The 22,563-nt window shown below is 67.2% G+C and carries 9 protein-coding genes and 1 pseudogene; 4 read left to right on the forward strand and 6 right to left on the reverse strand.

The annotated features are described in order from the left end of the window. Positions 1-293 precede the first annotated feature (293 nt). From HWX25_RS02645 to HWX25_RS02655, 3 genes are read left to right on the forward strand one after another with little or no spacing between them, the layout of a single operon-like run. Entirely contained in the window at positions 294-3,170 is a 2,877-nt protein-coding gene (locus HWX25_RS02645; RefSeq protein WP_175906934.1) for a molybdopterin cofactor-binding domain-containing protein, read from the forward strand. Then, positions 3,167-3,862, forward strand: coding sequence for a (2Fe-2S)-binding protein (locus tag HWX25_RS02650; RefSeq protein WP_059819105.1), 696 nt, complete (start codon positions 3,167-3,169; stop codon positions 3,860-3,862). The genes HWX25_RS02645 and HWX25_RS02650 overlap by 4 nt, the downstream gene beginning before the upstream one ends. Continuing rightward, entirely contained in the window at positions 3,859-5,121 is a 1,263-nt protein-coding gene (locus tag HWX25_RS02655; protein WP_175906936.1) for a cytochrome c, read from the forward strand. Before HWX25_RS02650 ends, HWX25_RS02655 begins: the two co-directional genes overlap by 4 nt. Before the next feature lie 92 nt (positions 5,122-5,213). Here the strand turns inward: HWX25_RS02655 and HWX25_RS02660 are convergent, their stop codons facing one another. From HWX25_RS02660 to HWX25_RS02670, 3 genes are all read right to left on the reverse strand, one after another. Beyond that, a complete protein-coding gene (locus HWX25_RS02660; RefSeq protein WP_175906937.1) occupies positions 5,214-5,384 on the reverse strand; it encodes a hypothetical protein in 171 nt (56 codons plus the stop codon). Between the two features lie 238 nt (positions 5,385-5,622). Then, a complete protein-coding gene (gene pal / locus HWX25_RS02665; protein WP_059468012.1) occupies positions 5,623-6,114 on the reverse strand; it encodes a peptidoglycan-associated lipoprotein Pal in 492 nt (163 codons plus the stop codon). 331 nt (positions 6,115-6,445) lie between these two features. Beyond that, positions 6,446-7,702 (reverse strand): porin, encoded by a 1,257-nt coding sequence (locus HWX25_RS02670; RefSeq protein ID WP_175906938.1) that lies wholly within the window; start codon positions 7,700-7,702, stop codon positions 6,446-6,448. A gap of 565 nt (positions 7,703-8,267) precedes the next feature. On the opposite strand from HWX25_RS02670, the gene HWX25_RS02675 reads away from it, so the two are divergent. Further along, positions 8,268-20,606, forward strand: coding sequence for an LWXIA domain-containing protein (locus HWX25_RS02675; protein WP_175906939.1), 12,339 nt, complete (start codon positions 8,268-8,270; stop codon positions 20,604-20,606). 84 nt (positions 20,607-20,690) lie between these two features. On the opposite strand, the pseudogene HWX25_RS02680 reads toward HWX25_RS02675, so the two are convergent. The 3 genes and pseudogenes from HWX25_RS02680 to HWX25_RS02690 all read right to left on the reverse strand — a co-directional run. Beyond that, positions 20,691-20,939 (reverse strand): annotated as a pseudogene (locus HWX25_RS02680) (helix-turn-helix domain-containing protein); the annotation flags it as partial. Between the two features lie 487 nt (positions 20,940-21,426). Then, on the reverse strand, positions 21,427-21,762 hold the full coding sequence (locus HWX25_RS02685) for a hypothetical protein (RefSeq protein WP_175906940.1): 336 nt from the start codon (positions 21,760-21,762) through the stop codon (positions 21,427-21,429). 123 nt (positions 21,763-21,885) lie between these two features. After that, a complete protein-coding gene (locus HWX25_RS02690) occupies positions 21,886-22,563 on the reverse strand; it encodes a hypothetical protein (protein ID WP_175906941.1) in 678 nt (225 codons plus the stop codon).

Consider the following 22,563-nt stretch of genomic DNA (forward strand, 5'->3'; position numbering starts at 1 on the left):
GATCTCGGGCGGCCGCCCGCGGACCGGTTTCAGCGCGCCGCACATGGCTCGCCCATGGCGGCGATCGGCCCGCGGCGATCGATGCGCCCGCCGTGACACCGCCCGATCGCGCCCGTATGTCGCCCGCGACCGGACGCCGCAGCCCGTCTGAATCCCGTTATAAGAAATTCAATAAGTAATTCATGTGGGAAATACTATAGGCGATATATCGAAAACAATGCCAGAATGCGCGCCGCTCCGAACGCCGCGACACCCGATCGCCGTCCGAGCCGCATCAGGAGGTTCCCCCCCACATGAAAAACCACGGCCTGTCACGGCGGGGTTTTCTGAAAGCCAGCGTGCTGGCGGGCGTCGCGGTCTACGTCGCGCCCATCGGCAGCCGCGCGTTCGCGGCGCTCTTCGAAGAAAAACTCCTCACCCCCGTCAAATGGGATAGCGTCACCGGCATCCCCCAATTCCGCATCGACGGCATCGCGAAGGTCACGGGCTCGAAAGTGTTCGCCCGTGACGTGCGCGCAGCCGACATGCCGCACTGGCCGCAGCAGCAGTCGCACGCGCTGATCCTCCGCGCCACGCAGGCCGACCGCATCTACGAAGGCTTCGACCTGTCGCTGCTCGGCGACGAACTGAAGCCGGACCGCGTGGTCACGGCCGACGATCTCGCACGCGACGGCGTCGCGTTCCCGACGTTCTACGGCGACGACATGCTGTTGCCCGCCGGCAAGACCCCTGCGTATCTTGGCCATGCGGTCGCGATCCTCATCTATCACGACTTCGCGCGCTTCCGCTTCGCGAAGAACGCGCTCAAGTTCCGCGACGACGTGATCCGCTACGGCGCGGTCACGGGCCCGCTCGAGCGCGATCCGTGGGGCACGTTCCGCTACGTGCGGGTGGGCGGCAAGACGGCTTACGACGACGATGTCTATTCGAGCCTGAAGGATGCACCGATCTTCCCGAGCATGATGCGCAAGCACCTGCCGGTCTGGCCGGACGGCAAGGAGCACGGCAGGCTCGACGAGCAGGGGATGTTCCTGGCCGGCCAGATCGCCGCCGAGCTCGATCGTCCGTCGGCCGACTGGCTCGTATTCGATCGCGAGTACAGCACGCAGTCGGTCGATACCGCCGCGCTCGAACCCGACAACGCGAACTGCTGGTACGACGCCGCGACGCAGTCGATGCACCTCGTCGTGCCGACCCAGTCGCCGCTCGAAGTGGCGGAGAACGCGGCCGCGATGGTCGCGAAATGCCGCTTCCCGGTGAAGAAGCTGTTCGTGCATCCGTGCTACACGGTCGGCTACGGCTCGAAGGATCACTGCAACGTGCCGTTCTACGGCCTCGTCTGCGCGCTCTACGCGGACGGCCGCCCGGTGCGGTTCGCGAACGACCGCTACGAGCAGTTCCAGACATCGCTGAAGCGTCACGCGTTCAAGATGCATTACCGGATCGCGGTCGATCGCAACACGGGTCTCATGCAGTCGTTCAAGGGCGACTTCGAGGCGAACGGCGGCGGGCGCTCGAACTTCTCGCCGTCGGTGGCGATGGTCGGTGCGACGGCCGCACAATCGATCTACTACTTCCCGAAGAGCGACCTGGCTGCGGTCGCGATCGCGTCGCGCGCGATCGACGCCGGCTCCGCGCGCGGCTACGGCACGCTGCAGAGCATGGCCGCGACCGAGATGGCGGTCGACGAGATCGCCGCGCAACTGAACCTCGATCCGATCGAGTTCCGCCTGCGCAACGCGCTGCGTTCGGGGATGAAGAACACGCAGGGCGCGATTCCCGCCGGCGCGCTGCGCGTCGACGAAGTGCTGGAGCGCGCGAGGCAGCATCCGCTATGGACGCGCCGTGCGGCGCGCAAGGCCGAATTCGAGGCGACGAACCCGGGCAAGCGCTACGGCGTCGGCTTCGCGTGCGTGCAGAAGGACTTCGGCACGGGTGCCGAGGCATCGTTCGCGAAGGTCGAATTCGACGAGAACGGCAAGGTGTCGCTGCATCACACGGCGGCCGAGATCGGCACGGGGATGTCGACGTCGCAGGCCGTCGCGGTCGCGAAGTGGCTCGGCCGCCCGGCGACCGAGGTGCGTGTTGCCGTGACCGAATGGCCCGATCTGCCGGTCGAGACGAGCGGCGATCCGTACCTGATGTCACAGGCCGACCAGGACCGGCTGAGCGCGAATCCACGCTGGTCGCCGGGCTATGCGTCGCCGTCGAGCGCGACGAACTCCGCGTACTACTTCACGCACAGCACGCGCGAAGCCGCGCGCGCGGTGTTCCGCTACGGGCTGTGGCCGGCCGCGATGTCGATCTGGACGCGCGGCCTCGGCGGCGGCCAGGCCGCGCCGTACACGATCCGCATCGAGGACGCGCGCTGGGTCGACGGCAAGCTGACCGCCGACGGCCTCGAGCCGCTGACGTTCGAGCAGCTCGCGAAGCAGGCGCATGCGCTCGGCCTGCCGACCGGCGCCGTCGTACACGTGTTCAACCGCTGGCAATGGACCGACGCGGAGTTCGACGTGGGCGGCGCGGTCGATCGTCTGCCGATCGACGGGTTGTCGCTGCGAGTCGGCGCGCCGAAGACCGGCGACGACGGCCCGATGCCGGGCACCGCCGCGCCGGCCGGCGCGACCGCGATGCACGGCACGCTGGCGCCGACCGCGAACGGCTATCGCGTGCTGGACCGCAAACGCGTGTTCATCCCGCCGACGAGCCGCAACAACGCGGCCGTCACGTACTACACGGCGGTCGGCACGCTCGTCGAGCTGGCCGTGCACGAAGCGACCGGCAAGGTCGAGCTGCTCACGCATCATTCGGTCATGGAGTGCGGCAACCAGATTTCGCCGCAGCTCGTGTCGGGCCAGTTGCAGGGCGGCCTCGCGATGGGCATCGGCCATGCGCTGCACGAATACCTGCCGCTTTACGAAGACGGCCCCGGCAACGGCACGTGGAACTTCAACCGCTACCAGCTGCCGCGCGCGACCGACGTCGCCGTGTGGTCGCAGACTGGCGACATCCTGCCGCCGCTGTCCGAGACCGATCCGCCGAAGGGTGTCGCCGAGGTGGTGATGATTCCCGTCGTCGGCGCGATCGTGAACGGCATCGCGCACGCGATCGGCCATCGTTTCACCGACTTGCCGGTGACCCCGCAAAAGATTCAGGAGGTGCTCGCATGACGACCGCCCAAACCGCCGCGTCGGCCGCGAGCGCCAGCGCGGCCGCGACCGGCGCATCCGCGCCGAATGCGGCTTCGGCCACCCCGGCATCCGCACCCGCGGCACCCGCTGCCGCATCGGCCGCCGTCGAGCGTCCGCTCGTCCGCTTTCAGCAGAAACCGCTGTCGGTGAACATCAACGGCAAGTCCGTCGGCCCGATGCAGGTACCCGAAGGGCTGATGATGATCGAGTTCCTGCACGAGTATGCGGGCCTCACCGGTTCGCGGCTCGGCTGCGGGCAGGGCATCTGCCACGCGTGCGTCGTGATCGTCGACAAGCCGGACGGCACGAGCGAGGAAATGCGCACGTGCATCACCGGCGCGCACTTCTTCCACGGCCGTTCGATCCGCACGATCGAAGGTCACGCGAAGCGCAACGAAGCCGGCGAAGTGGTGGAGCTGTCGCCGATCCAGCAGAAGTTCCTCGAGCACTTCAGCTTCCAGTGCGGCTACTGCACGCCGGGCTTCGTCAACGCGGCGACGGTGCTGATCGAACGCCTGAAGCGCGAGCCGGTCGCGAAGGCCGACGTCGAGCGCACGATCACCGACGCGCTGAACGCGCACATCTGCCGCTGCACCGGTTACGTCCGCTACTACGAAGCCGTGAAGGACGTGATCTTGACGACGCCGGGACTCGTGAAGGACGCCGCATGAAACGCACATTCGCCCATCGTGCCGCGCGGGCCGCGGGCCTGCCCGCACTCGCGGCCGCCTGCGCGCTGCTGCTCGCCGCCTGCGGCGGCCATGACGCGCCGGCTTCGAACGCGGCGTCCGGCGCGCCGGGTGCCGACCAGATCGCGCGCGGCCGCTATCTCGTGAAGGCCGCGGACTGCGCGGCGTGCCACACCGCGAAGGACGGCGCGCCGTTCGCCGGCGGTGCGCCGCTCGAATCGCCGTTCGGCACGTTCTACGGTTCGAACATCACGCCCGACAAGGACCACGGGATCGGCGGCTGGAGCGCGGACGACTTCTACGCCGCGCTGCACGACGGCAAGGCGCCGGGCAAGCGTCTGTATCCGTCGATGCCGTACACGTCGTACCGGCAGCTCACGCGCGCCGATACCGACGCGATGTACGCGTACCTGAAGACGGTGAAGCCGGTTGCGCAGGAAAACCGCGCGCACGAACTCAAGTTCCCGTACAACCTGCGCTTCGGCATGGGGTTCTGGGACATGGCGTTCCTGAAGGACAGCCTGCCCGACGCATCGACCGGCCAGTCCGCCGACTGGCAGCGCGGCCGCTATCTGGCGGGCGCGCTCGGCCACTGCGCGGAATGCCACACGCCGCGTGCGTTCACGGGGCAGCTCGACGGCGCGAAGCCGTTCGCGGGCGCCGCGCTCGGCCGCGTGGCCGCGCCGGACATCACGCCGGCCGGCCTCGCCGCGCGCGGCTGGACGGGCACCGACCTGCAGACGTTCTTCGGCGTCGGCATCGCACCGCAAGGCTCGGCGTTCGGCGAAATGTATCCGGTCGTGCATCTGAGCACGCAATACATGACGAAGGACGATCTGCGCGCGCTGTCCGTGTACCTGCTCGGCGATACGCCGCCGGCGCCGCAGCCGGTGAAGCCGGTGTCGGCCGATGCCGCGCAGCTCGCGGCCGGCCGCTCGGTGTATCTCGCGGTGTGCGCGGGTTGTCACGGTTTCGACGGCGAAGGCAAGCCGCACGTGGCGGTGCCGATGAACGGCAATTCGACGCTGCGTCAGGGCGATGCGCGCAACCTGCTGGTCGCGATGCTCGACGGCATCGACGAGCAGAAGTTCGCCGGCTTCGAGAACCTCCAGCCGATGCCGGGTTTCGCGCACACGCTGAGCGACGACGAACTCGCGCAGCTCGCGAATTACCTGCGCGCGACGTGGGGCGGCCAGCCCGCGAGCGTCACGCCGGCCGACGTGAAGGCCATGCGTCAGTAAGTCGTGCGACGAAGTGGGGCGTCGCGCGCGAGGCAGCCGGTTTCCGGCTGCGCTCGTGCGTGGCGCCCCGCTCGAGCCTTTCCGGCGGCGCTTCAGTAGCCGCCGCCCCCTCCGCCGCCACCGCCACCTCCGCTGCCGCCCGCGCCGCCATACCGGCTCATGCCGGGGCCTTGCGACATGCCGCCACCCGACGACGTGCATCCGGCCGACAGCACCAGCATCAGCGCCGCGAGCAGCGCCGCGGCCAATCTTGCGGAACTCATTTCACTCTCCTTTCGCCGAGAAGGCCGCGCGGCAGGGCGGTTCGCGTGAACCGGCGACCGCGCGATGACGAAACGTTTCCGGCGGGCGGTTTATTCCATGCTTTTTGCGTTCGGCACAAGGCGAAACGGAGCGGCGCACGCGTTCGCACGCGCACGCCGCCGGGGCGCGGCGCGCCCCCGCAGATTCGCTACATCACGGGATACGTAGCCGGAATGCCGCCGTCGCGGCGGCCTCCGGTCAACGATAGACGAGATCGGCGCGGCGGTTCTGCGCCCACGAATCCTCGTCGTGACCGAGCGCGACGGGCTTTTCCTTGCCGAGGCTCACCGCCTCGAGTTGCGAGGCCTGCACGCCCAGCGTCTCGAGCGCGCTCATCACGGCTTGCGATCGGCGTTGGCCAAGCGCGAGGTTGTATTCGGATGTCCCGCGTTCGTCGGTGTTGCCCTGGATCAGCACGCGGCGCGACGGGTGGCTGCGCAGATAGTCTGCGTGCGCCTGCAGCAGTGTCTGGTATTCCGGCTTCACGGAGTACTGGTCGAAATCGAAGTAGACGCTGCGCTTCGCGAGCGGGCTGTTCGGATTGTTGAGATCGTCGGCCGCCACCGTCGCGACCGCTTCGCTCGATGGCGCCGGCGCCATCTCGGCATTCTCCGGCGTTTTCGCCGCGTGGTGACAACCCGCCAGCAGCGCGAAGGCTGCCATGACCGCAAATCGGTTCGTTTTGCTCATCGTGCGTCTCCTGCGGTTGACTGCGAGGAAAGCGTGGTGCGCGCGAACTGCCGCGTCACGCATCCGGCGAGACGGCGCGAAAGTGCCGGCTTCCGTGCGCGATGCGCTTTCGTAAGCCGGCGATGCGCCATATGAAAGATTGTCTCGGCCGGAACGCCGAAGCACGGCGCCGCTGCAACTAGATTAGGAAAAATGTCACAGCGTGACCAGTTTCTCTCATTTTTCACACGGGAACGACGCAGGACGCATTCTTGCTTGCGCGGAAACCGCGGCATGCACGGCGATGCGTGATGTGCCGTGCCGGTGCGGGCGTGTCACGCATCGCGGGGCGTCAGAACTTGTGCCGCAACCCGAGCGCGACCACCAGCTGGTTGCTGTTGCCTGAAGGCGTCATCGTCCAGACGGTCGCGTTGAACGCGGGATTGCCGTTGCCGCCGCTCACGCTTTGATAGACGGCTTCGAGATACGCATCCGTGCGTTTCGAGAACGCATAGTCGGCCTGCGTGACCACGTGGTTCCATTTCGGGCGCGTCTGGCCCGTGCGTGTGTCGAAACGGCCCATCGTATACGTGTACGCGGCGGCCACGCTGAATGCCGGCGTGACGAAGTAGCGGCCATCGACCGAGAAGTTGTCGAAGACGAGCGATTCGCCCTTCAACGGGGTGATGCCGCTGCCCTGAAGCACGCCGCTCACGCCGTCGGTGGCCGAGTGCGACCACGCGGCGCCGACCGAATGCGGGCCGAACGCATAGCGGCCGGCCACGGCCCAGATCTGCTGGTTGCCGCCCGTGATCGTCGCCGAGCCGTCGACCGTGCTCAATGCGCCGTCCGGATTCGGCGCATTGCGGTCGCGGCTGATCTTCAGGTAGCCGGCGCCGAGCTTCAGCGGCCCGTTCGCATACCCGAGCCCCGCGCTCCACACGGCGTTGTTCGAGAACGCGCCGGCCGTGTTCGAGAATCCGAACATCGCGCCGAACGTCAGCCCGCGATACGTCGGGCTCGTGTACTTCACCGCGTGGTTGATACGCAGGTTGCGGTTCGAGTCGTCGTTGTCGTACGGATGCACCGCGAGGTTGCCGCCCCAGCCGGGGCCCGACGCGCCGAGCGGCGTCACGAAATCGAGGATCAGGTCGTACTGGCGGCCGAACGTGAGCGTGCCGGCCGTGCGCGAGCTTACGCCGAGCCACGCCTGACGGCCGAACATGTCGACGCCTTTCTGCGACAGCTTGCCCGTCGTGCCCGAGAAGCCGTTCTCGAGCGTGAAGACCGCCGCCATCCCGCCGCCGAGATCCTCGCGGCCGCGCAGCCCCCAGCGCGACGCGTTCAACGCGCCGCTCGTCAGCCCGACGCTGCCGCTGCCGGGCGAACCGGCGCCTTGCGTACGCTGGTTGGTCGCGTAGGTGATCGACGTATCGATCAGGCCGTACAGCGTCACGTTGCTCTGCGCGTGCGCGACGCACGGAATCAGGCCGGCCGCGCAGGCGGCGAGCACGGTCCCCGGGAGCACGCCGGTACGACGGCCGCGGCGGACGGCATGCGGCGTGGCAACGCGCGCGTTGACGGGCCGCATGGTTTTATAGGAATGCATAGGATTTTTTATCGTTGGTCTCCGGCCCGATCGCCGGTGGGTCGCGTCGGCGCGCCGGCCGACGGATCGAGCGGCCATTATTGGAGATCGCGCGACCGTCGATTAAGGCGCTGCACAGGAAAGGTCCTCTGCGAAATAGCGTGGAATCGCGGCGGTTCGACGCAGGGTGTTTTCGTCGAATCGGCACGGAATGGAACCATCGCGTGTGCGGAAGGATTCGGCATTTACGAGGCGGTTCAGCGTGAGCGTCGGCATTTTCAGGAGCCGTCCGCGTGATGTTGCAGCGCGCAAGGTCGTGCATTGCCGCGTTGCCCGTTGGAGGCGCCATGTATTTCTGACGTCACGCGCGGTGACCAGCAAAATTTTCCGCCCGAAACGGCAAGGGCCGAATCGCCGCATCGGGTTCATTGCGTTCGTAGCATGAACCTTCCCGCGCCGCCGCAACCCGGCCGGCGACTACGTAATGCACGACTTTTTCACGCGCGGCCGTTCTGCACAATGGACTATTGCGCGTGGCCCGCCTGCCGCTGTGCCGGCACGTCACGCATGCCGCGGGAGAACGGATATGGTGTTGATGGCTGTGGGCGGGGGCGGACCGGTGAACGTGCCGCAGCCGCAGAATGACGACAATCCGGCACCGACGAACGGGGCCGGCAGCGCCCCGCCGGCCCAGACGCCGGAGCAGCAGGCCCTCGCGGCCGCGCAGGCCGAGACGCAGCGCCTGCTGCAGCTCGCGCAGGCCGAAATGGCGGCGCTCAAGCGTCTGCACGACCAGGGCGCGTCGCAGGCCGATCTCGACAACCAGGTGAAGAAGGCCGAAGCCGCATGGGGCTCGGTGCAGGCGGCCGTCGAGAACCAGATGCGCGTCGCGGCGGAGGGCGGCGGCGACACGAACAAGGCGATCGCGGGCGTGGCATCGGATCTGCGCAATGCGTCGCCGAACGATCCGGTGCTCGGCTCGGTGCTCGACGATGCGCAAAAGGCGGTGTCGGCGGAATCGGCGCCCGAGCGGGCGACCAACGTGAAGGCGTTCCAGTTCGCGGTGGCGATGCAGAAGGATCAGGACGCGAACGCCGACGTGCAGCGCTACAACGCGTTGCCGGGCGGCATCCGGCGCGCCGATCCCGACGCCGGCGCGCAATTGCGCCAGGCGGCCACCACGGCCGACACGAACGCCAACGACGCCTACACGGCGCTCACCACCGCATTGCGCCACGAATACAGCACGTCGGCCGCGACGCTGCGCCTGAACGACGCGAAGGCCGACTATGCGGCGTGGCAGAAGGAGCCCGGCGGATTGCGCCGCGCCGACGAGGCCGACATCACGCAGGCGTTGTCGCAGGCGCAGAGCCAGTACGACAAGGTCGTGACGGGCGGCGACGACACCGCGCTGACCTACGTGACGGCCGACGAGCAGAAGCAGGTCGTCGCGTCGGTGAAGCAGAATCACGACGGCATGTGGTACACCGGCCTCGTCGACGCGCTGGGCGAGGAGAGCCAGCTCAAGCGCACGATCGCGACGATCAATCCCGACGATCCGTCGCTGTCGCCGCAGATGAAACAGCTCGCGCAGTCCGACCCGGTCACGTTCGCGCTGATGCAGGACACGGGTGTGACCGTCGATCCGAACGATCCGAAGCTGTCGTCGCAGGAGAAGCTCCTCGCCCAGCAGAATCCGCTCGCCGAGGCGTTCGTCAAGCTGACGGGTATCAAGGTCGGCACGGACGGCCTGAGCGACGCCGACGCCAACGCACTGAACGCGCAGATCAACCAGGCGGGCGGTGTGTTCGCGTACGCGATGGCGAAGGCGCAGGCGGACAAGAACAATCCCGGTTATCAGAAGATCCAGACGCTGCTTGCGGCGGCGCCCGAGGTGCGGCTGCAGTACACGAAGCAGCAGGTCGCGCGGCTGATGGAGAATCCGGGCAGCAATCCGGGCGCGGCGCTTCAGGTGCTGAAGACCAACATGAACGCGTCGTTCTCGCTGGACGAACGCCAGGCGCTGTGGACGCAGGCGGGCCAGCCGCATTTCAACGCGAACTTCATCCATTCGCAGATCGATCCGCTGATGCAGAAGCCTGATTCGCAAGCGACGGACCAGGCCAGCATGCAGGCACGTGTCGACGGCCGGATGAATGCCGACAAGGCCGGCAAGTGGATGCAGGACATCCTCGCCAATGCGCCGCCCGAATTCGCGGGCGTCGTGCTCGATACCGTCGAGAAGGATTTCGGCAACAAGTGGACGCAGTCGAACACGGGCAGGCCGCAGCCTTACGGCGACGGCATCGAGTTCTACAAGGGCCTCAGCACGGCGGTCGGGCTCGCCGATCAGCAGCCGACCGCGAGCGGCGTGCCCGTGCAGCGCGAGGACGACGTCGCGAGCTGGCTGCTCGACGCCAACGGCAACGCGAAGACGATGATCTATACGCTGCGCGGCGGCGACGCCGGCTACGGGTTCGACGGCGTGCGGCAGGCGCTGTCGTCGGGCGTCGATCCGGCGTTGTCGAAGGCGCTGCTGTCGAAGATGCAGAACGACGACCGGTTCCGTTCGGGCTTCGCGAACGACTTCCAGTTGCGTTACGACCAGGGCACCAAGAATGCCCAGGACAAGCAGAACAAGGACACCGCCAACGCCAGCTACAAGCTGTTCCAGGCCGATCCGGACAAGCAGTTGAAGGCGTATTTCGACGACTTCCAGAAGCACTTCGACGACAAGTCCTATACGTTCACCACCGGCTCCAATCAGATGACGAACTTCGTCGGCGCCGGGCTCGGGATTCAGCCGGACGACCCGGGCGTGACGCCGACCGACCGGAACGACGTGCCGTCGATGGCGATGTTCGAGCAACTGATCGTCGGCAACGGGCAGTTGCAGAATGGCACGGCGGTTAACAGTCAGTCGCTGTACGCGAGGAATTCGGCCGCGACGCAGATGATCCAGACTGTCGTCGATCAGATCCGCAAGGTCGGCGGCGACCACGCGGTTGTGTCGCTGGTGCCGATCTACTACGTGTCGAAGGGGACCGGCACCGCGCCGAGCGCGCTGTTCAAGGTGCAGGTGGAGGGGCATCCGGACCAGTACAAGCTGATCGACGATCGCGGCTGGAAGTACGACTCCGTCGACGACTATCAGCACAACAATGCGCTGTCCGACGACGGCAAGCTGTACGTGCCGAAAAGCCTGACGAACGGTCCGGCGTCCGGCGGTTTCTCGCAATACCAGCCGATCGATGCGCACAAGACGGAGTGGTACCAGCACGCCGAACACATCCTCGAAATGGGCGCCGGCATTCTTGCCGCGGCCGGTGGCGTCGTGCTGGTCGCGAGCGGCATCGGGGCGCCGGTCGGCGGCCTGATGCTCGGTGCCGCGTGGACTGCCGTCGGCGCGGGCATGGCCGTCGGCGTGCCTGCCGCGATCGGCGACCTGAAGAACCTGAGCGATCACGGCCAGTCGATCGGCTTCGGCAACGAACAGGCGCGCGGCGACTGGATCAGCCTGATCGGCAGCGGCGCGGGCATCGCCGGCGGCGGGCTCGGCGTGGCGGCGAAGTCGCTCGCGGAGGCATCGTCGCTGCTGCGCACGACGGGGCGGGTCTCCGACCTGTTGACGGTCGCATCGCGCGGCGACGGCGCCGCGGCCGACGTGGCAGGCCTCGGCCGTTTCACGCAGGAAGCCGACGCGTTCCAGTCGCTCGCGCAGACGACGGGCAAGACCGCCGGCGTATTCAATGTCACGGGCGGCGTGATCGGCGGCTACCAGATGGCCGATCAGAGCGTGTCGCTGGTCAAGAACTGGGACGCGATGTCCGATTCCGATCGCGCGCAGCAATTGCTCAACCTCGGCATCGGCATCGCGCAGATGGGGCTCGGCTCGCACACGCTGATGGAGCGGCCGATTCGCGCGATCACGAAGACGCCCGCACCGTCGACGATGTCGCGGCCGGTCGCGATCAACGTCGTCGATACGTTGTACGGCAACGGGCTGGCGAACCAGCGTCTCGCGGTCGGCGAGATCGGCAATCCGTGGCAGCACGCGGAGGAGCAGGCGAACAGCTTCGGCGAACCGGTCGACGACGGCGGCGCGGTCGCGCCGGCCGACAAGGGGCTGCGGGCGCGCATCGCGTCGTGGTTTCGCGCGCACCGCATGCAGGGCACGCCGGACGATGCCGCGATCGTGCCGCGGCTCGCGCCCGACGGCGAAGCGACGCCGGCCGTCGCCGATGCGCTGGCTGGCGACGCGGCATCGACGGCCAGGGCCGGCATGCCGGCAAACGGCGCGCATCCGGCGTCCTGGGAGATCCCCGCGCATGTGGCGGCCGATCCGGCGATGCTGAGCGAGGTGGTCGGTGGAATCATCGAGAGCGGCAACCGGCTCGAGGACGTCGAGTACTACGTGTACGCGCTGGAGGATCCGGAAGGTAACGTACGCAACCCCGAGGAACACGGGCTGCCCGCGACCGAAAAGGGCAACATCGTCGACGACCTGAGCGCGGCGCGGGCGGACCAGCGGCGCGCGAACGCGGCCGACGATGCAAAGGCGCGGGCGGCGGTTGCACCCGACGAAGGCGGCACGATCGGCGTGACGCGCTACACGACGTATCACGACGCGCTGATGGTCGGCGCCGATGGCGTGGCGGGCGGCCGCTACCGGATCGCGCTGGTCGATCACGGCGCGCTCGCCGCGGACGGCTCGGTGCCGCCCGAAGCGGTGGTCGGCCACGTCGGGCTGACCGACGCCGGCGATGCGTTCAAGCTGTCGATGAACGATGCGTACGACCGCACGCTGCGTGTCGTGTACCCGCGCGGCTTCGATCCGCAAAAGCCGTTGATTCGCTACGAGGGCGGCCGGCGCGTCGACGTGATCAACGCGCCATTCGGCATGCGCGAAACGCAGTGGGCTGCGTATCCGCGCCGCGAAGCCGACCTCGCGATCTATTCGGACAACCCGAACCAGCCCGAGAACCGGCTGCCGGCGGGCGAGCGGCCGTTGATGCCGGTGCCGCCCGGCTACTTCGCCGTGTACGCGCATGCATGGGCCGACGCCTTCGCGAGCGCGACCGGCAAGGCGATGAGCGCCGAAGACATGGCCGCGCTGATTCGCCAGAGCGGCTGGGACGGCAAGTCGCCGGTCATTCTTTATGCGTGCGGCGCCGGCACGCGCGTGAGTCCGCTCGCGCAATTGCTCGCGAACGTGCTGGGCGTGGACGTGTACGGCGCAAGCGGTTTCGTCGCATGGCGTTCGCCGCGCTATCGGGCCGACGGCAGCCCCGACTCCGGCTATACGGGCGGTATCCTGATCGAGCCCGGCGCGCCCGATCAGGCCGGCGTGCCGGACCATTCGGTCAGCGGCGAACCGCGTACGTACCGATTCTCGCCGGCGCTGGCGGTCATCGACCAGGGGGCGCATCCGGTCAACTGGAGCAGCGTCGCGCCGCGGCCGGTATCGAACCAGTGGGGCGGCAGCGCCACCACGGGCGATGCGCGCGTGCCGATCGGCGTGTACGTGTGGCGCCTGTTGACGAAACGCGGCTCGATCATCAATCCGCGCAGCGGCCGGTCGGCCAGCGCGCTCGAGATGACGCATGCGCTGGAAGAGCTGGCGTGGAAGGGCTATACGCCGGGCACGCCGATCGCGCTGGAGGGGCCGCACAGCGGCGCCAATCCCGAGTTGCTGCAGGAATTCGCGGATCTGATCCAGGCGCCGGTATTCGGCCGGTTGGGCGACGACGACGCGGCCGGATGGCGGCGGGCGCTGCCCAATCCGGGCCGCCGGCTTGCGCGCTTCGAGATCGAGCCCGACGTGAACGGGAAGTTCTCGCCGGGCGGCGCGCAGCCGATTCGGATCAATCCTCTGGAACTGCGACCCGTGCCGGGTTCGAGCATCGTGAACCTGCTCGGCCATGCGACCGCGCGCCAGTTCCTGAAGGTGTCGGGGTTCGACATCGCCGAGTCGCACGGCACGGCGCCGCGCGACGTGACCCTGGACAGCGCGGCCGCCGTCACGGAAGGCGGCAAGGCGATTTCGCCGCGGCAATTCGCGCGCAAGCTGCTCGACGATCCGGCCTATACGGAAGGCAACGGCGTGCTGCTGACCGGCTGCTATCTCGGCGCCGGCGGCTATTCGTTCGCGCAGGAGCTCGCGTACGAACTGCAGGTGCCCGTGATCGCGTCGATCACGTCCAACTCCGTGCGCGGCACCGGTGCGCTGGAACTGTATCCGATCGACGACAAGATCATCCTGCCGGCAAACGATCCCGACGTCGCGACGCGGCTCTATCTGCATTTGCCCGAGGCGCCCGACGCGAGCGATCCGCCGATGGTGTTCGCCCAGCGCGGTGAACCGGCGGCGCGCACGGCAGCGCAGAACGACACGCCAGTCGAGCCGGTGCGGCCGATCGACGCGCAGATCGATCCGGACTCGGACAGCGGCCGACGCGGCGTCGGCGGTACGCAAGGCGATGGCGGACGCCAGCGCGTGACGCCGGGCGGGCCCGCGCATCCTCGGCTCGCCCCGGATGCGGAACCCGGCGAACCGCCCGTCTACGAGCCGACTCCGCTCGTCGAAGTCGGGCCAGGGCAGATCTTCACGGCCGACGAATGGGCCACACACGTCGAGCAGGCCGCCGAAGCCGAGGCCGACGACGGCCTGTCGGGGAAAACGCAGAAAATCTATCCGAAGACCAGCCACGTCTATACGGACCGCAGGATCGCCAACGACGGCGTCATCACGACGACGGTTCATGGTCAGTCGGTGCTGCAGCCCGGATTCGACGACGTGACCGGCGTCGACGCGACGCAACATCCCGAGTTCCTGCGTCCGGCCGATACGCTGTTGATGCCGCCCGACGATCCGCTCCATCCGATCGGCGCGCGCGGGCTGATGTCGCCGCCCGGCCATCACGTCGTGTTCGGCCACGGGATATCGGCGGACGCGATGCTGGGCCCGGAAGGCCGTCCGCTCACGCCCGACGAGGTGGCCGAGCGCGTGGCGCCGCATCTCGAACCGGGGCAGGACGTCACGCTGTATTCGTGCTTCGGCGGTTCGAACAAGCACGATCCGTTGCGCATCGCGCCCGGGCAAGTACGAGCGGCCAGCACGACCTTCGCGGCGGCACTCGCGCAGCGCCTGTCCGAGCTGACCGGACGGCCGACATCGGTCTGGGCGCCGCCGGACATCCTGCTCGTCGAGCCCGACGGTTCGACCACGGTACGCGGCACGCGACTGACCGGCCAGGTCGACAAGGATCGCCTGCCGATGCAAAGCTTCCGCGGCGATCCGGCACGCGCGGGCCGGCCGGCGCTCCCCGCTGGCCGCGACGCGGAGCCGGCCGCGACGACCGCACGTACCGCGTTGCGCCCGCTCGGCGATCCGCCGCCGCGCCCGACGGTGCCGCGCGTGGCCGATCCGACGTTTGCCGATCCCGACTACGATTTCACCGCGATTCCGGACGACACGTTCGAATCGGTCACGCTCGATCATCCGTTCCGCACCGCGCTGGCCGACCGGCCCGGCGTGATCGGCGACGCGGCGCGCGTGACGCAACCCGGCGGCACGGTGATCCAGCGCTGGCCGAGCTACTTCCTCGACGGCCCCGAGCCGACCCGCGTGATCGACGGGGTGATGCAGGCGTTCGACGCGGCCGGGCTGACCAACCTGCGCGTGGAATTCGTGACGCACGACGGCAGCATCGAACTCGGCAGCGGCACCGATTTCGGCGCGCTCGATCCCGAGGACGGCTGGTTCCGGTTCAGCGGCACGGTGCCCGATGCACCGGCTACCGCCGCCACGCACGCGCCGTCCCGTTCGGCGGCCGATGCCCGGCTCGCGTTGCCGGAAGGCGCGCGGACGGTCGCGCACGACGATCTCGGGCAGGCAATCGATGCCGCGCATACCGGCCCACGGAACCACGCCTACGTGCAAACCGACGCGTTGCCGGACGGCACCGCGTTCGCACAGGGCAACCTGACGCCGCAGGAGCGCGTCGCGGCCGGCGCAGCCGCGAACCTCGCCGCGGTCGAGGGCGCGGCACCGACCGACGTGGTGCTGCTGTCGGCGCTCGGCCACGATCCGTCTCGCGCGCTGCGCATCACCACGCCCGATGGCGGAGAGCTGGTCAAGCCGGCCGGCGTCGACATGTACGTCGTGCGCACCCGCGACGTGGCGACCGGCGAGGTGTCGTACCGGCTCGTCGGCATCGATCGCTCGGGCTTGCCGGAAGGCTATACGGCCGTCCACGCGGGCGGCATGCGTGCGGTCGGGGCGGCCGACGGCCGCCCGACCTGGCCGACGATCGGCCACGCGGGGCCGGCGGCCGGCCGCCTTGCGGGTACGGCCGGCGAATCGTCCGGCGCGGCGGCGCCTGCCGCCGTATCCGGTCATGCGAACCCGCCGGCCGTGCCGGAGGGCGCCGCGGTGGCCGAAGCGAGCGATCCGCAGGCGGTTGCCGCGACGTGGCTCGACAGCCTCGGCCGGCGCACGCTCACGCGCGTCGACGGCCAGCGCGCGCCGACGCTCGACGGGTTGGGGCGCCAGCTCGGCCCGAACGCGCACGTGCTGATCACCGCGCATACCGACGCGCCCGCCGCCGACGCCGAACACGCGGCGCCGGCATTCGTCGCGGTGCTCGAGACGGACGAGCACGGCGCGCTCGGCCCCGTGCGGATGCTGGACGGCAAGCGCGTGCCGCGCGCGCTGCGCAAGGCGCTCGTGAAGACCGGCAGCAGCGGGCGCACGGCGCGCCGTCAGTTCGATTTCTTCGTGTCGCCGGTCGCGCACGACGAGCTGATGCAGTTCGGCGGCGCGTCGAAGATCGAGACGCGGGACGGCAAGTCGTCGTGGTCCGTGACCGCGTCGGGGCATCCGGTCGACACCGCGCTCGCCGCGGACGTGGCGAAACTGCACGACGCACCGGGTTTCAAGCGGCCGCGTCAGGCCGTGCGTGCCGTCGAGGGAGAGCAGCGCTGGATTCACGTGGTCGAAGACGAGACGGGCAAGGTGCTCGGCTACGCGGAGCGCAACACGAACCACGAATGGAAGTACTACGAGAAGGCGCCGCTCGGCGATACCGAGATTCCCGAGCAGGATCTGCGCACGGTGTTCCGGCGACGGCGCAGGGGCGGCATTCCGGTCCTGCGCTCACCGCGACGCGGCATCCGGTTCGTCGTCAGCGACGTCAAGCCGGAAACCGTCGATCGAATCGGCGGCTTCCGGCCGGCGAAGGAAGCCACCGCGGCAGAGAAACCGCCGCACCGTTCGCTCGGCGATCTTTTCCAGTCGAAGGTGCCGCTTCGCCGGCCGCTCACGCAGGCGGAGCAGGGGAGTGAAAGCAACACGGCAACGCGGCCGCCGGTCGATCCGCACTTGCTGCCGTCGAGCACATCCGCGCTCAACGCGGTCGATTTCAGCGGCAACAGCGTGCCGCACCTGCTGACCGCGATCCGGAACGGTGCGGTCGACGGCAACCAGCACGTGATCTACGTGTTCAGGACGGACGGCGCCGTGGCCGAGGCGCTCGACGATCCGGTCGGCGTGATCGCCGCGCGCAACGGCGAGATGCGGTGGTTCGACGCGGTCCGGCACGCCAACAACCCGAATCATCAGGGCATACCGCTCGACGAAATGCCGATCGGCAACGACCGGTTCGGCACTGACGTGCATTTCCTGCTCACGCAACTGCCGCCGCGCGCGTTCATGCGGAGTGCGCGGCCAACGCGTGTCGCGGCGCTCGAGGCGCGCGCGAAGGCGCTGCGCGAGCAGTTGACCGACGCGGAAGCGCGTGGCCAGCATTCGGCGCCGTTCAGGGCGCTCGCGGCCCGGACGCGGCACGGTTACAACGAGGTGCTGAACGACTTGCAGCGCTTGCGGCGCAGCGGCACCGCACCCGCGCCGCTGTCGATCGAGCCTTACCAGCCCGGGCTGTCGTCGTCGACCGTCGTCGCGTTCAACCTGCGCAACGGTGCCGCGAAGACCGAGCACTATTTCGCGACGCACGACCAGATCGAGGCCTACAACAAGCAGGCACAGCGCGCCGGCAACGTGAATCTCGTGCTGAAGGGCGAGCCGCAGGCCGTGATGGTCGACCCCGGCATGTGGCGCACGCTGCTCAACAAGCTGTATGTCGGGCGCGACGTGTCGACGTCGGCGTCGCGCTTCCTGCCGGTGCCGGGCAAGCTGCGCGCGCGCACCCGGCGCTTGGGCGCTGCCACCGTCGCCGATCAGCGGATCCGGTATTTCTTCACGCGCTCGAGCGAAGCGTTGCAAGACCGCATGGTGCCGATGGCACGTTCGCTGTCGCTGAGCGACGATCCGGCGCTGATGCGCAAGATCGTCGAGCAATACGGCGGTGTGACGCCGGTCGTCACGCTCGTGGTCGATCCGCATCTGCTCGCGGCCGTGCTCGGCAAGGCGCACGACCCGGATTTCCTGCGTGCGGTGAAGGCGCTCGGCGACCAGAAGCACGCCGTGTTCGACGGCGAGAACGGGATGATTCATCCGGCGCCCGGCACGGACGGGACGGCGCTCGCGCTCGATCATCTCGCACACCTGAATCGCTGGCTCGACGAGGCGGCGCGCACCGGCTTCGCGATCCGACTCGAAACGGCGCCGTCGCGCGCGCTCGTGTCCGGCACCGACTACCGCTACCAGTCGGGCACCAACGACGCATACCACGACTACGTGCGCGTCATGACGGCGCTCGAGAAGTGGTCGAACGAACATCCCGACACGACGGCGCCCAACGTGATGGTCACGTTTCACGGCTGGGACGCGGTGCCCGAATCGGTGCCGGGCGCAGGGCACGAGAAGCTGTTGCGCGCCGTGCTCGAACGCGAGGGGCTCGAATGGGTCCACGTCGGGCTGTCGCTCGGCACGCACGGCGCCGACTTCATCGGCAACCAGGACCTGACCGGCGCGCTCGCGAAACTGATCGTCGAGAACCGCGCGCGACCGGAAATCATCGATCGCCTGCACGGTGCCGATGCGCTCACGCGCGTGTTCGAGCGCGTCGACCGGCAGACGCTGGCGAATCAGCATCAGCTGCTGTTCGCGGAGGTCGAGCGGATCGGTGCCGCGCAAGGGATGACGCCCGCCGAAGTGGCCGCGCTGCGCCAGAAGCTCTACGAAGGCAACACGACCGTGTGGCTGAACCAGGCGCGCAAGGCGACGATCGAGCATGCGACCGAACACTGGAAGGGCGACGGCAACGGGCCCGGCAACAAGACGGAGAAGGGCGCGCGCACGTTCTCCGCACGCTGGCTGAAGCAATACGGCGACAGCGTGCCCGACCGCGTGACCACGCGCGCGCAGCCATCCGCCGCGGACCCGGCCGAACACTGGCGCGCGGTCGTGCGCGATCCCGCGCTGATCAACGATGGCACCAAGCCGATCGGCACAAGCCGGCGGGAGACCGCACAGCTCGCCAAGGTCGAGATTCCCGACGCGAAGCGCGCGCAGGCGGAGCTGCACGCACTGCGCGTGCACGACGAGCCGATCGGCACGACCCGACGCCCGCCGTCGCGACGGCGGATTGCCGGCGAAATGACCACGGCCACACTGACCGGCGGGACCGCCGCGGGTGCGCTCGTCGCGACGGGCAACGAATTCGTGGGCACCGCGACGAATTCGCTGTACGCCGGCCTGCGGGTCGGTCGCGTGTTCCAGGCACTGCATCACGGCGCGGTCGCCAGCCTGAAGAACGGCGATCCGCGCGCGTTCGATCGGGCCGTCGACCGCCTCGTGCGCGGGCTGCAGAAGCAACTCAAGGCGAACGGGTTCGACGCCGCCGCGCGCGGCACGCAGCTCGAACAGATTGCACACGAAGGCAAGGCCGCCGCCGCGCAGCTGCGCGCGCTCAACGAGGACGGGACGCTGTCGTTCGACGAAACCGCGACGCACACGCAGGCGATCGCTGCCGACATGCTCGCGCAGATGCAGGGCGTGGTCGGCGGGACGTCGCTGAAACTGCTGCACCATGGCAGCCCGCGGCACTCGGTTGGTCGGGTCGGGCGGCTGCTCGCACTGGGAGGGTACGGCGGCTCGATCACGATCAACGGCGCCAAGTTCCTCCATGGCGACGGGCTGGCCGGCGGGCAGGCTTTGGGCGGGATCATCAGCGCCATCTCTACCGGCATTGTCTACAAGGGTGGTTCGCGCGGCGTGAATGCGGAGAATCGCAGTCAGCTGGCGCGGATCGCGAGCGCGACCGGCGACTACGTGACATCGGCCGTTGGTCTGGCAAGCGGTATCCACGGCGCAATGGCCGCGCATACGTTCGGCGAGGGGATGACCGGCATGCTCGGTGCAATGTCCGGCGCGTTGCTGGGCGCCGGGCGTCTGCATACGCAATTCCCGAATGCCACGCCGTGGCTCGCGCGCTTGCCGACCGGCATCGCGCTGTTTCCGGTGGCGATCTTCGGGATCATGCAGGGGTACGGCGTGATCTCGGCGTTGACGGGATCGGACGATAAGAACAAGCATCCGGGTTCCGGTCCGTCGCCGACGCCTTCGGGTTCCAGCAGCACGACGCCGACGCCCGGGGCCTCGCTCTCACCGACGCCCGGGGCGACGACGGCGCCGGCGGCTCAGCCGAGTCCGTCCGCGTCATCGACGCCGATTGGGCAACCGTCGGGGACACCGTCGTCACCCGCGCAGCCGTCGAGGGGTTCGCCGAGCCCGACGCCAACTCTGCTGACGGTGAACGTCGTCGCCGGCGATTCGTTGTGGACCATTGCGGAAACTCACGAAGGATCGTTGCTTGCAGCCGCTCGCATACCGGCCGACGAACAGCAGCGGATGTCGGACGGTCAGCGGATCAACGTCGCGTTGAACGAGATCCTGCAGCTCAACCGGAACCTGGCGAGCAATCCGGGGGAGATCAATCCGGGGCAGCAGGTGATTGTCGGGTGAAGGGGCGGGTGGAGCGCGGGCGGTGTCTTGCCGTCCCGCGGCGCATATGCGGTCGCTGTCGACGTGGGAGCCACAAGCCCGCGTGATAGACAACGCCCGACCAGCCGTCGTGCTGTCCAATCGATTGTTGCTGGGCTTCGCGCGTCGTTGAGACACGAGACCTCGCGGCCCGTGCTCACGCAATCGGCCGACCAGTCGCCGAATCTGCCGCGTTGTCAGCCCGAGTCGCTCGGCCGCGCGCCACGGCTGAAGCTTGCCGTCCGCGACGTCCTGAATGACCTTGAATCGGTCCAGCTCGCGCATCGTCATCGTGATCCGTTCCGTTCCAGCCATCAAAGCCTCCGGCGCTGGATTCCCAGCGGCCGATCAGCTTACGATGAGTCGAAAAGCGGACATTTGAACTTGGCTAGAAGCGGACATTACAACTTAGCCACTACAACCTAAATTGCCGATAATTCACGTTATGTAAAATGTAGTTGATAACAAAACCGTCCATCACCTGCATCACCGAAATCCTACGCTGCTGCACGCGCGCCATCCGCAACTACCTCACTGGGCGTTCGCCCATCCCGTCGAACCAGGTGCAAGTGTTACGCCTGCATTCGCTCGAATGCCAACCAGCCCGCCACGCCAACAACACCAGACACACACAGCCCCGATTCGCGTCTGCCATCGAAGCGAACATCCCGGCCGATCCAAACGCGCCCGATGTGCCACCCGACGAAATGCTCGCATGGGTTGGCGGACACGCGCTGCATTATCTCTCAAGCCGACGCAGCTTCGCACTTTACATCCGTGGCTGGAGTGTGGTCGACAAGAATTAAATCCGAAGCACCTGCAACACCAACAGCAATTCCCTACGGCCCTGCGACAAGCTCCGGTCACCCGAGGAAGCGCGACAACCAGCCGGGACTGTTGTGGCTATCCGTGTCTTGCGCCCAGCACCAATCACCTCACTGTCTTTCATGCTCACTGTTGTTTGCATCTGCCGCGTGTTCTTCGTCGGCGAATTATTCACGCCGGTTGTTGTCGCGACGAAGCTGGACATTTGCTCTTGCAGCTCGAACTGGATCACATCGGCCATCACCGTTGGCTGTACATCGAAGATCTGCCCTGCATCCTGATGCTGCAGCGACTGGACCGGCGTGCTGTTCACGCTTTGGTAGCTGATGAGCGTTGCGGACGGTCCCTGCCTTGAGAGTGAACGTCGGTCGCCTCGCAGATCATGATCGCTACAGCCAGGCTATCAGGGCCAAACCGTTGCTCAAGAATTAACTACTCATACAGCACCTTTTGATGCCCAAATTATGCTTTCGCCTGATTTTATTGTTTTTAGTGTTCCATCGGTGTCGTAGTAAAAATCATAATTTGATTGTGCCGAGGCGCCAGTCGTCCATAGGTGAACGGATTTTATTAGACCAAGGTCATTGCGATAATATAGATATATGCTTTTTGCTTCATTTCTGCCGATTGTAATGGCGGCTTGCGTATTTTTGTCCAGATAAAATATTGAGCTAAGGCTAATGAGTTTTGCTGGCTTTAAAATGTTAAAATTTGAGTCGATATGGTGATAACCATGGACAATTGTCACTTCTCCATTTGACTTGTTAAATCTGGATGTGTTGATGGGGCTATTTTGTGGTTTTGATGGAGCTACTGTTATTAAGTGTTGATTGTCAGAAAATCCAGAGCTATACGCGCCATGAAGTCGTGCCTCGAAAAAATTCGGGTATTTCTTCTTTAACAATTTCCCGCTCGAGAAACCCATGAGCTCCATCTGATATGGAGGCTCGTCAAAAACGGGGCCAGTAGAATATCTCCAGTCATCTACTGTTGAAAGTGTAATGCGGCATTCTTCCATGAGAGCCAAATCATTACCATTGGCATTATATTTTTCCTGAATTTCTGCTGATTTCATCTGGATGAAATCTATGTTCATGATGTCAGTCGTTGCCAT

Source organism: Burkholderia sp. BCC1640, from assembly GCF_902833125.1.
Classification (GTDB): domain Bacteria; phylum Pseudomonadota; class Gammaproteobacteria; order Burkholderiales; family Burkholderiaceae; genus Burkholderia; species Burkholderia diffusa.